This window comes from Kitasatospora sp. LaBMicrA B282, from assembly GCF_050325825.1.
Taxonomy (GTDB): domain Bacteria; phylum Actinomycetota; class Actinomycetes; order Streptomycetales; family Streptomycetaceae; genus Kitasatospora.
The window spans coordinates 23,385-34,199 of the sequence record NZ_JBNQTI010000093.1 but is presented as its reverse complement, the minus strand read 5'-3'; the positions used below and the strand labels follow the sequence as shown (position 1 = coordinate 34,199).

Here is a 10,815-nt window from a genome sequence, read left to right as displayed (position 1 = left end):
CATGGTGAACAGGACGCCCTGTTCGCCGTTGATGGTGGCCGGTTGCCAGGCCATGCCCTGGAGTTCGGGCTTGGCCGGAGCCGGGGCGGCGGCGGGGGCCGGAGCCTGGGCCTGGGCGGCGCCCAGCGCGAGGTGCTGACCCGGGTGGATCACGTTCGGGCCCTGGACGAGCACCGACTTGTTCAGGTCGTAGAGCTTCTGCCAGCCACCCTGCACGTTGTGGTCGGTGGCGATCTTCGACAGCCAGTCGCCGCTCTGCACGGTGTAGGAGGCGGGGGCGGCCGGGGCGGCGGCCGGCGCCGGGGTGGCGGCCGGGGCCTGCTGGGTCGCGTGGCTCTGCGGGGCCGCGAAGTGGTGGGCGGAGCCGCCCTGGTGGGTGGTGCCCTGGTGCAGCGGGGCCGCGTTCGCGCCGGTGGCGGCGATCAGCGGGAGGCCGGCGCCGACCCCGGCGAGCACGGTGACGGCGATGGCGCGCTTGAGGGCGGCGCGGCTGGGCAGGGTGGGACGACCGTTGACGGACATCATGAAACGTTTCCTCTCCCACGCCTGCGAGGTGAGCTGTCGGATTCGGGCTGGAGTTGCCCGGCCGCGCAGAGGCGCGACTTCACCCCAAGCCCTGCCCGGAGGGTGTCCGGGTAGGGCGACTTACCTGTGGGTCCCCCGCCCCTGCCGTGGTGCTTTTGGTGCACGTGCCCGCTCGGTCCGGCGGCAGGATTCGGCGTTCCGGAGAGTGGGGTTCGTGTGAAGACGAACGAGATGCACCGTAAGGGGGTCGAAGGTCCCATCACAAGTCCGTGTGAGCCCGGCCACGGCGCACCGGGACCGAAAACCCCGCCGGGTCAGTGCTCCTGGCGGGGCTTCGGCCGTTGTTCCCGGGGAATTCGCCGGCGCCGCGTGATTCCGTTCACACGGATTCGGCGACTCGGCGCTCTATCCCCTTTGTCCGATTTGTCGAGATGGTCTCGTAATCTGAGGCCCGGTCAGTCCAGTCGGCCTGGTCAGTCCAGCCACCCTGGTCAGTCCAGTCACCCTGGTCGGTCCGAGTGCCCGGTCGGTCCGGCCACCCCGCTCAGCCCGCGTGCCAGCCGAGCGGGTCGACCCCGCCCGGCACCGCCCCGGCCGGGTCGTAGGGACTCCTGGTCAGCACGAAGCTGCCGAGGTCGAGGTGGGTCACCGTGCCGTCCGCCCGGCGCACCACCCGCAGCGGCTCGCCCGCGTAGTAGCCGTCCAGTCCGGTCCAGGTGCCGTCGGGCTCGGGCCGGAACCAGGAGGTGCGGGCCGGTCCGCCGAGCTCGGTGAGCTCCAGCGCCCGCCCGGCCCGCAGGTGCAGCGCGACGGGCGTGCTGCCCCAGTACCAGGGGCCGGTCAGGGCCAGCAGCTCGGGGTCGGCGTCGGTGAAGGGGCGCCACGGCGCGGGCAGCGAGGGCTCCCGCTCGGCCACGATCCCGATCAGGTCGGCGGCGACGTTCCGCAGCGTGCTGCTCGCCGTCACGTTGGTCAGCGTGACGGCCGCCACGTCGTCCGCCGGGCTGATCCACAGTCCGGCCAGGAAGCCGGGCATCGAGCCGCCGTGGCCGATCAGCAGGCGGCCGTCGCGCCGGACCAGCTGCAGGCCGAGGCCGTAGCTCTCGGCCCACTCGCCCTCGGGGGCGGCGGCCGGCCGGCGCATCTCGGCGAGGGTCCCCGCGGACAGCACCTTCTCGGTGCCGCCCGGCGTGGTGCCGGCCAGGAAGGCGGCCCAGCGCGCCAGGTCCGCGGCGGTCGACCAGAGCTGGCCGGCCGGCGCCATCAGGCCGGTGTCGGTCAGTGGCTCGGGCAGCATCACGTCCGCCCACGGGTGCACCGCGAAGCCGCCGGCGTGCGGGACCTGCGGGAGCAGGGTGGTGCGGGTCATGCCGAGCGGCTCCAGCACCTCCTGCCGCAGCACGTCGAACCACGGCAGGCAGCGCACCCGTTCCACCAGGGCGCCGAGCAGCGCGTAGCCGGGGTTGGAGTAGTGGAAGCGCTCCCCGGTGGCGTGCCGGAAGGGCTGGTCCTCCATCAGGTGGCCGAGCTCCGGTCGCAGCTCGCCCGGGGTGCGTTCCCACCAGGGCCCGGGCGTCTCGGCGGACAGGCCGGCGGTGTGGCTGAGCAGTTCGCGGATGGTGGCGCCGCCGGCCGCGGTGCCGGGCAGGTGCTGTTCCAGCGGGTCGGCCAGATCGAGCAGCCCCTCGTCGCGCAGCCGTAGCACCAGGACCGCGGCGAAGGTCTTGGAAATCGAACCGATCCGGTACTGCACGTGCTCGTCCGGCGCGTGCCCGGCCAGCATGCTGCGGGCACCGGTCCACGCCAGGTGCCCCTCGCGGACCACGGCGCCGACCAACGACGGGGTCCGGCCCTCGGCCTGGCCGACGGCGAGGCGGTGCAGCAGGGCGCGTCTGGTCTCCGGAAGCAGGGCCGCCGCCTCGGTGCTCGGGGGCAGCACCTCGGCCGCCGGGGGCAGGGTGGTGGTGGGGGGTGACAGCTCCTCGGCGCGTTGCTCGTTGAACGGCAACTCGGCAGCCGGATCGGTCATCTGAGCTCGCATTCGCAACTGGGATGGGTCCGCGGGCGGAGGATTGAAGGCCGGACCGCTCGACTTTACCCGGACTGGTGCCCGTCGGCGCAGCATTAATCGCACCTCCGGCCGTGCCGTCCACCGCCGCCCGGCCCGGCGCCGCCCGGCCCGGCGCCGGCCGGCACTGCTCGGCATGGGCGCTCGGCATCGGCGCGCGGCACCGGTGGGCGGTGCCGGTGGTTCGCTCGGCGCCGCCGGCGCACCCGCCCCGCGCGCGGTCCGCGGCGGGGCGCCCGAACCCAACGCTCCGGTCGCCCCGAACCGCCCGCTATGCTGCACCGAACCGCTCGAAGGAGTGGTCGAACGGCGAGGGGGAGCGGGTGCAGCAGTCCTGGCAGCTGGCTGATATGACGGGTCTTCAGGCCGATCGGCCGCATCCCGCGCGGATCTACGACTACTGGCTGGGCGGCAAGGACAACTTCCCGCCGGACCGGCAGGCGGCCGAGCACGCGATCAGCGCCTCGGCGGACATCCCGGCGGCGGCCCGGGAGAACCGGGCCTTCCTGCGGCGTTCGGTCGAGCTGGTCGCCAGCTCCGGGGTCCGGCAGTTCGTCGACGTCGGCGCCGGCCTGCCCTCGCCCGGCAACGTCCACCAGGTCGCCCAGGCCGTCGACCCGCAGGCCCGGGTGGTCTACGTGGACAACGACCCGATCGTGCTCACCCACGGGCGCGCCCTGCTGGCCGAGAACCGCAGCACCACGGTGCTGACCGGCGACGTCCGCAAGCTGGACGAGCTCTTCGAGAGCCCGGAGCTGGCCGCCCTGGTGGACCTCGACCAGCCGGTGGCGGTGCTGCTGCTGGCGGTGCTGCACTTCGTCACGGACGAGGAGGCGCACGAGGCGGTCCGGCGGGTGTACGAGCGGGTGGCCCCGGGCAGTTACCTGCTGCTCTCGCACAGCACGCACGAGGGCAATCCGGAGCGGGCCGCCGAGGTGGCCAGGACCTGGGAGAAGACCGCATCCGGCATCCGGCTGCGGACTCGGGCCCAGGTCGCGGAGTTCTTCGAGGGCTGGGACCTGCTGGAGCCGGGCGTGGAGTTCGTGCCGCTCTGGCGCCCGGAGGAGTCGACCGAGGCGAGCACCCGCTGGATGTACGCGGGGGTCGCGCGCAAGGCGTGAACGGGGCGTGCGACGGTCGACGGCCCTGACGGGCGGTCAGCCGGGCGCCCGAGCGAGTTCGACCGGAGTGGGGCGTGGCCGTGGCGGCCGCGCCCCACTCGGCGTTCGGGCAGGTCCTGACTCCGGGTGCACTAGCACAGGGTGACGGTGCGTATGGATACGGTGAGTTCTGTCTGAAGCGTTGACAGATTCCAACAGAACCAAATACTTCTCAACAGCAGCGGGCAGTTGCTTCCCCCACAGAAAGTATGCGGAATGGTTGAGTCCTGGTCGATCGCGGCACGTCGGCTCGGCGCGCTGGCGCTCTCCTCGGTCGTGCTGACCACCCTCGCGCTGGCCGGCGCCCAGCAGGGCGTCGCCGCGCCGGCAGCCGCGGGCGGCAGCGCGAGCATCACTCCGCCGCTCGGCAGCGCGAGCGTCACCCCGCCGCTCGGCAACGGACTGGCCCGCACCCCGCCGATGGGCTGGAACTCCTGGAACACCCTGGGCACCGGCGTGACCGAGCAGCAGGTGGTCGACACCATCGACTTCATGTCGGCCAACGGCCTGGTGGCGGCCGGCTACAACACCGTCACCATCGACGACGGCTGGTCGCTGCCCTACCGCAGCGGCCAGAGCGGCCCGTTCGTGAAGAACGCCTACGGTGCGATGCAGCTGTACGACAACAACGGCAACCCGGTCTCCGGCACCGACGGCACCGGCAACGACCCGACGTCCGGACACCTGACGCCCGACCCGAACCACTTCCCGTCCCAGACGGTCAACGGCCAGAGCATGAACGGGATCCAGTACCTGGCCTGGTACGCGCACGGCAAGGGCATGAAGTTCGGCCTCTACGGCACCGACACCTACACCACCTGCCAGGGCCACCCGGGCAGCCTGGGCCACGAGAGCACCGACGCCACCGACGTGGTCGCGTGGGGCGTGGACTACGTCAAGTACGACGACTGCCCCTACGGCCCGGCGATCACCGGCCCGGACGGCCACGACTACGGCACCCAGGGCGAGGGCAAGGAGCTGACCCAGTCGATCTACGCCCGGGTGCAGACCTTCCAACGCGCCCTGGACGCCGCCTCGGCGGCGCAGGGCAGGCCGAAGGTGGCGCTCAGCGTCTCCGCCCAGCCGGTGCACACCGGCGTCCCGTACCTGGAGTCGGCGAGCGACCCGGCCCGCTCGGACTCGGTGGTCGCGGCCGCCGGGACCCCGCAGTACGACGCCCCGGGCTACGCGCCCACCGGCGTCTGGTGCGGTCAGGTGGCCAACCTCTGCCGGATCGGCGGCGACCGCAACAGCGACCTGAACGGCGTGCTCTACGGCGGGGTGCTCGGCACCGCGCTGCAGTACCCGGGCAACGTCCGGCCGGGCAGCTGGAACGACCTGGACATGATGTTCGCCGGCTGGCAGGACCCCTACGGCGAGTGGGGCGTCACCGACACCTGCTCCTGCCACCAGCCGTTCACCGACACCGAGTCCACCACCGAGATGTCGATCCTGTCGATGATGGCCTCGCCGTTGATTTCCGGCGCCGACCTGCGCGCCGCCGCCGCTTCGCAGCACACGGCCGGCGGCGTCACCTGGTCCACCGGCATCAGCGCCACCGCCCTGGCCGTCTACGAGAACCGCGACGTGATCGCCGTCGACCAGGACGCCCTCGGCAAGCCCGCCACCCTGGTCGGCAGCGCCCCCGCCGCGCCGTCCGCGCCGGTGGTCCTGAAGCGGCAGCTGGCCAACGGGGACCTCGCGGTGCTGCTGGTCAACCAGGACCCGGGCAACACCCAGGTCATCGGCACCACCCTCGGCGCGCTCGGCCTGTCCGGCAGCAGCTACCGCTACCAGGACCTCTGGTCCAAGGGCACCGGCACGGTCACCGGCGCCCTGAGCGCGAGCGTCGCCCCGCACGGCGTGGCGATGTACCGGATCGCGGTCGGCCCCACCACCGCCCCGGCGATCGTCGGCGACGGCAGGTACCACGGCCTGTCCGACGGCGGCCCCGGCGGCTACGCCCTGGAGGTGGCCGGCCACTGCGACGCGGCCGCGAACGGCCCGGCCGACGTCAACGCCTTCGACCCCACCCACACCTCCGAGCAGTGGCAGTTCACCCCGAACGCCGACGGCACCGTCCACATCACGGACAACTGCAACACCGCCACCCAGCTGCACGGCACCCTGACCGCGAGCGGTGGTGCGGGCTCGACGGTCACGGTGCTCAACGGCTACGACCCGACCAGCGCCGCCCAGAAGTGGTGGGTCACCCAGAACGGTGCCGGCGCGCTCACCCTCACCAACGCGGCGAGCGGCGCGGTCCTCGACGCGGCCGGTACGGTGGCCGGCTCGGCGGTCCTGGTCGACCCGCCGAGCGCGAGCAGCACCACCCAGGGCTGGGTGACGCTGAACTGACGCCCCGACCGGGGCACCCGAACCAACTGACGAAGGCCGTGGCTCCGCCGCCCGCCCCCCACCGGGCGGCGGGGCCACGGCCGCTTCCGGTGGGCCGCCGACCTGCCGTCACCGCCCGCGGGCACCGGCGCCGCCCCACCCGGCCAACCGGACGAAGACCACCAGGCTCCGCACGGCCGAGGCCAGCACCACGGCCGGGGCCACCGTCCAGGAGACCAGGCCGGCCACGGCCAGCACGGTCAGCACCGGTAGGCCGACGGCGAGGACGGGGAGCGCGGCGGCCAGCGCGATCCGGCGGCGGGCGTCGCGGCTCATGCGGGTTCCGCCGCTGCGTCCGCGGTGGGTGCGGGTGCGGGTGCGGGGGCGCCGGAGGCGCGGATGGGGGCGGAGGCGCGGGCGGCGATCGCGCGGGCCCGGGCGAGGTAGGCGGTCACGTCCGGCCAGCCCTGCGCCGGCACGCCCGGATCGCCGCAGAGCGCGGCCGGCTCCTCGCGCCAGGCGTCCTGCACCGCGGCCGACAGGCTCCGGTCCCCGCCGTTGAACGTGGCGCTGAGCTCGTCCAGCCGGGCGACGATCCGCTGCACCTGAGGTGCGGCGGGGTCGGTGCCGGCCACCCGCAGGGCCTCGGCCCGGCGGTAGAGCTCCGGCCACTCCACCTCCAGCAGGTAGTGCGCGGCCGGCCCGAGCGCGGCCACCCGTTCCTGCAGGGCCCGCAGCTGGTCCTCGGTGGCGTGCCGGCGCAGCACCGCCTCGGCCGCCGGATCGGTGCCGCGCATCGCCTGCAGCACGCCGATCAGGGTGGCGACCTGCGGGGTGCGGGCGGCGGTGAGTTCGGTGTGGACGTGGGCCAAACGCTGCCGCAGGGCATCCAGCCCGGCCAGCGCCGCCTCGACGCCGGCCAGGTGGTCGCCGACCAGCCGGACCGGGTCGACCCCGGCGTCCAGGCAGGTCCCGATGGACTCCAGGCCGAGCCCCAGCCGGCGCAGCGCGAGCACCTGGTAGAGCCGGACCAGGTCCAGCTCGGTGTACTCGCGGTGCCCGGCGGCGGTGCGGCGGGACGGGCAGAGCAGCCCGATCTGGTCCCAGTGGTGCAGGGTGCGTACGGTCAGGCCGCTCGCCTCGGCGAGGGCGCCGACCTTCCAGGTCTGTTCGGAGGTCATGCGTCCACCATGACCCCTGACGTCGCGTGAGGTGCAAGCCCCCAGGCCCTAGGCTGGCCGACGTCGGCCGGGACGAGAGGAGGCTGGCATGGCGCAGCGCGAGGGCGGCGGCCTGGCCCGGGGGCAGCGGGAGCACTGGGAGCGGACCAAGGTTGCGCGTTCTCCCGTGCAATCTGGTGCACCATCTTGCCGAAACTGGCCGTGCACCACGTCATGTACGCCTTGGTGTTGAGCACGAAGGCGTGCCAGTAGTCGTCCACCTCGGGCGACGGGCTCAGCGGCCGGTCACCGACCGCGCAGGCCGTCAGGAAGGCGGCCATCTGGCCGACCCCCAGTTCGGTCCGGCTCGCCGGCACCTCCGGGTGCTGGACGCGGTAGGTGGTGAGGATCAGCTCCCGGACCTCGGGGCTGATCAGGGTTCGCGGGTCCGTGGCTGCCGCCATGGCTGTGGTGGTTTCGCTCATTGTGCGTACCTCCGCGCGTTGAAGTGGCGAGGGTCAGACGGCACGATCGGGGCACCTGGCGTCAGCGCAGATGCAGCTGGGGAAGGAACTGTGCCCCTTGCTCCGAGCGACGCGCTCCGAGAGCGCCGGGTCGTAGTCGTCCAGTGGACTCCAGCCCTCGGGCAGATCCAGGGCATCACGTGCCTTGGTAGCTCGCTCTGCTCGGTTCGTGCTCATCGCTGCGCCCTTCTCCCGGTGCCGTCACCCCCAGATACTCGGCGCGCAAAAAGGGACAATGCACCCACGTCCCCGAGACGGGACGGCGGTCTTGGCGCTACCGTCCAGGAAAGCCCAAAAGTCCGGGGAGCCAGCTTGAACACTGCCCTGCGAGACGCTATGGCGGCGGCAGGCATCGGAGTCCGCGATCTGTCCACCCGGGTCGGCGTCACACCCAAGACCGTGGAACGCTGGCTGTCCGACGTCACGTTGATCCCGCATCAGCGCAACCGCATTGATACTTGCACCGCCCTAGGGGTTGATGAACGCATGATCTGGCCCGATGCGGTCCGGGCGAATGTCAAGACCGGCCACGACCGGGAGGTGTTCGCCGTCTACCCCTACCGATCCGCATGCCCCACCTCCGTGTGGTCCCAGTTGATCAATGACGCCAAGTCAGAGATCTGCCTAGCCGGCTACACCAACTACTTCGTGTGGCTGGAACAACCTGCCCTACACCAGACCTTGCGGCAGAAGGCGGAGAGCGGATGCCGCGTCCGCTTCCTGCTCGGCGACCCTGACGCGGACACCACCCGGCAGCGAGAGATCATCGAGGACGTCGCCCTCACGGTCTCAACCCGCATCCGGATCACCTTGGAGAACATCGCCAAGCTCGCAGGAACCGAGGGCTTCGAGTGCCGTTTCAGCGCGCCGGAGGACGGCCCCAACCACGTCAGCCTGTCTGTCTTCCGATTCGATGAGAACGCCCTGGTAACCCCTCACCTTGCCCGCCTCGTCGGCCACGACTCGCCGATGATGCACCTTCGGCGAGGCCAGACCGGGGGCATGTTCGACCGTTTCGCCGAGCACGTCGAAGAGCTGTGGTGCCGGGGTCGGCCAGTCTGAGGGATCGGTGACGTGCGGACGTTGATGAAGCGCGAGGTGATGTGCCCCAGGGAGCCGATGCTCAAAAAGGTCCGCCAGCTGATCGAGTCGGTGAACGACACTCTCAAGGGCCAGCTCGACCTTGAACAACACGGCGCCCGGAGCGTCGACCGACTCGTCTAGGCTGGCCGACGTCGGCCGGGACGAGAGGAGGCTGGCATGGCGCAGCGCGAGGGCGGTGGCCTGGCCAGGGGGCAGCGGGAGCACTGGGAGCGGACCTACGGGCAGCACCCCGGGATGTACGGGGAGCAGCCGTCGACCGCTGCGGTGCACGCGGCGCAGGTGTTCCGGGCGGCCGGGGTGCGGCGGGTGCTGGAGCTCGGGGCCGGGCACGGGCGGGACGCGCTGCACTTCGCCCGTTGCGGCTTCGAGGTGCTCGCCACCGACTTCAGCCCGGTCGGGCTCGCGCAGCTGCGCGACCGGGCCGACCGGGACGGCCTGGCCGAGCGGGTGCACACCGCGGTGCAGGATGCACGCCGGCCGCTGCCGCAGGCCGACGGCTCGGTGGACGGGGTGTTCGCGCACATGCTGCTCTGCATGGCGCTCGGCACCGCCGAGTTGCACGCCCTGGTGGCCGAGGTGCGGCGGGTGCTGCGCCCGGGCGGGGTCTTCGTCTACACCGTCCGGCACACCGGCGACGCCCACTTCGGGGCCGGGACCGGCCACGGGGACGACATCTGGGAGCACGGCGGGTTCGCCGTGCACTTCTTCTCCCGCGAGCTGGTCGAGGAGCTCGGCGCCGACTGGCTGGTGACCGAGGTGCACCCCTTCGAGGAGGGCGAGCTGCCGCGCCGGCTCTGGCGGGTCACCCAGCGGCGACTCGACTGAGCTCGGCCGCGGTCGGCGGGTTGGCGCCGGCCCGGGAGACCGTGACGGCGGCCGCCGCGACGGCGTGCTCCAGGACCGCGGTGAGCGCCGGCACGTCGAGCGACCCGAGCCCGGGCCGGGCCGGGGCGCCGAGCAGCCCGCGGGCGGCCAGCGCATCGAGCACCGCCGCCATGAAGGAGTCCCCGGCGCCGACGGTGTCCACCACCTGCGCCGGGCGGGCCGGCACCGCCGCCCGGGCCGCGCCGCTCCGCCCGGCGGCACCCTCGGCACCGTGGGTGACCAGCACCAGGGCGGGCCCGAGCGCGTGCCAGTGCGCGGCGCTCTCGGCCGCCGGACGCCCGGGGTAGAGCCAGTCGAGGTCCTCGTCGCTGGCTTTGACCAGGTCGCTGAGCGCCACGCAGCGCTCGACCCGGGCCCGTACCCGGGCCCGCACCTCGGCCGGGTCCGCGCCGAGCTCCTCGAGCAGCCCGGGGCGGATGTTGGGGTCGTAGCTGACGGTGGCCACCGCCCGGCGCCGGGCCACCAGGTCGAGGGTCGCCGCGGCGCCCGGGGCCAGCAGCGCGGCGATCGAGCCGAAGTGCAGGTGTGCGGCGTCGCCCGCCGGCCCGGGTGCGGGGACCTGCGGCAGCGACCAGTGGATGTCGAAGGAGTAGTCGGCCCGCCCGGCCGCGTCCAGGCTGACCAGCGCGGTCGGGGTGCGCAGCGGCTCCGCCGCGGCGGTGGCCGCCAGCGTGACGCCGGCACCGCGCAGGTGGGCGCTGATCAGCTCACCGGCCGGGTCCGCACCGAGCTCGGTGAGCAGCGCGGTGCGGTGGCCGAGCCGGGCCAGGCCGTAGGCGACGTTGGCCGGGCTGCCGCCCGGGTGCCAGACGTCCGGCAAGCCGGGGGCGCGGACGATGTCCGCGACGCTCTCGCCGATCACGAGGAACTGGGGCATGCGGCTGGGCTCCAGGAGAAGGTGGTGCCAGGGCCTGTCTGACAATTCCCGCCGGGCGCGCGACGCCGGGCATCCCTCCCCCAGCCTTCGGCCGGGAGGTGCCCCCACGGACGCACCGGCGGACCATCCAAGTACGACCCAGTACGAGGACGATCCGCCGGCACGCCCAGCCGGG

General features: G+C 73.2%; 10 protein-coding genes, 1 pseudogene and 1 riboswitch. Of the genes and pseudogenes, 5 read left to right on the top strand and 6 right to left on the bottom strand.

The genetic code is table 11. From position 1 onward, the window contains the following. Together ACQRUO_RS24025 and ACQRUO_RS24020 are read right to left on the bottom strand one after the other, a co-directional pair. Positions 1–525: LysM peptidoglycan-binding domain-containing protein (locus ACQRUO_RS24025; protein WP_428318110.1), on the bottom strand; the 525-nt coding region annotated here is incomplete at its 3' end. A 3-nt stretch (positions 526–528) separates the two neighbouring features. Beyond that, positions 529–696, bottom strand: a riboswitch (cyclic di-AMP (ydaO/yuaA leader). Between the two features lie 373 nt (positions 697–1,069). Continuing rightward, positions 1,070–2,554, bottom strand: coding sequence for a serine hydrolase domain-containing protein (locus ACQRUO_RS24020; protein ID WP_428318109.1), 1,485 nt, complete (start codon positions 2,552–2,554; stop codon positions 1,070–1,072). Between the two features lie 389 nt (positions 2,555–2,943). On the opposite strand from ACQRUO_RS24020, the gene ACQRUO_RS24015 reads away from it, so the two are divergent. Both ACQRUO_RS24015 and ACQRUO_RS24010 read left to right on the top strand, forming a co-directional pair. Beyond that, on the top strand, positions 2,944–3,714 hold the full coding sequence (locus ACQRUO_RS24015; protein ID WP_428318108.1) for an SAM-dependent methyltransferase: 771 nt from the start codon (positions 2,944–2,946) through the stop codon (positions 3,712–3,714). 255 nt (positions 3,715–3,969) lie between these two features. Next, positions 3,970–6,111 (top strand): alpha-galactosidase, encoded by a 2,142-nt coding sequence (locus ACQRUO_RS24010; protein WP_428318107.1) that lies wholly within the window; start codon positions 3,970–3,972, stop codon positions 6,109–6,111. A gap of 108 nt (positions 6,112–6,219) precedes the next feature. Here ACQRUO_RS24010 and ACQRUO_RS24005 read toward each other — a convergent pair whose 3' ends face one another. From ACQRUO_RS24005 to ACQRUO_RS23995, 3 genes are read right to left on the bottom strand one after another with little or no spacing between them, the layout of a single operon-like run. Beyond that, the gene (locus ACQRUO_RS24005; RefSeq protein WP_428318106.1) at positions 6,220–6,426 is read right to left on the bottom strand and encodes a hypothetical protein; all 207 of its coding nucleotides are present in this window, start codon (positions 6,424–6,426) and stop codon (positions 6,220–6,222) included. Then, the gene (locus tag ACQRUO_RS24000) at positions 6,423–7,271 is read right to left on the bottom strand and encodes a MerR family transcriptional regulator (protein ID WP_428318105.1); all 849 of its coding nucleotides are present in this window, start codon (positions 7,269–7,271) and stop codon (positions 6,423–6,425) included. The genes ACQRUO_RS24005 and ACQRUO_RS24000 overlap by 4 nt, the downstream gene beginning before the upstream one ends. Further along, positions 7,268–7,735: a hypothetical protein gene (locus tag ACQRUO_RS23995; protein ID WP_428318104.1), complete on the bottom strand. Its 468-nt coding sequence runs from the start codon at positions 7,733–7,735 to the stop codon at positions 7,268–7,270. Before ACQRUO_RS23995 ends, ACQRUO_RS24000 begins: the two co-directional genes overlap by 4 nt. 351 nt (positions 7,736–8,086) lie before the next feature. On the opposite strand from ACQRUO_RS23995, the gene ACQRUO_RS23990 reads away from it, so the two are divergent. The 3 genes and pseudogenes from ACQRUO_RS23990 to ACQRUO_RS23980 all read left to right on the top strand — a co-directional run bounded on the left by ACQRUO_RS23990 (position 8,087) and on the right by ACQRUO_RS23980 (position 9,703). Beyond that, positions 8,087–8,836: a DUF5919 domain-containing protein gene (locus tag ACQRUO_RS23990; RefSeq protein WP_428318103.1), complete on the top strand. Its 750-nt coding sequence runs from the start codon at positions 8,087–8,089 to the stop codon at positions 8,834–8,836. Positions 8,837–8,881: 45 nt separating this feature from the next. Next, positions 8,882–8,986: pseudogene (locus ACQRUO_RS23985) on the top strand (IS982 family transposase); the annotation flags it as partial. A 48-nt stretch (positions 8,987–9,034) separates the two neighbouring features. Then, positions 9,035–9,703, top strand: a complete 669-nt coding sequence (locus ACQRUO_RS23980) for a class I SAM-dependent methyltransferase (RefSeq protein ID WP_428318102.1) — start codon at positions 9,035–9,037, stop codon at positions 9,701–9,703. Here ACQRUO_RS23980 and ACQRUO_RS23975 read toward each other — a convergent pair. Beyond that, positions 9,681–10,640 carry a PfkB family carbohydrate kinase gene (locus ACQRUO_RS23975; RefSeq protein WP_428318101.1) on the bottom strand — a complete coding sequence of 320 codons (960 nt, stop codon included), beginning with the start codon at positions 10,638–10,640 and terminating at the stop codon, positions 9,681–9,683. The two genes, ACQRUO_RS23980 and ACQRUO_RS23975, sit on opposite strands and share 23 nt — an antisense overlap. Between the last annotated feature and the right edge of the window lie 175 nt (positions 10,641–10,815).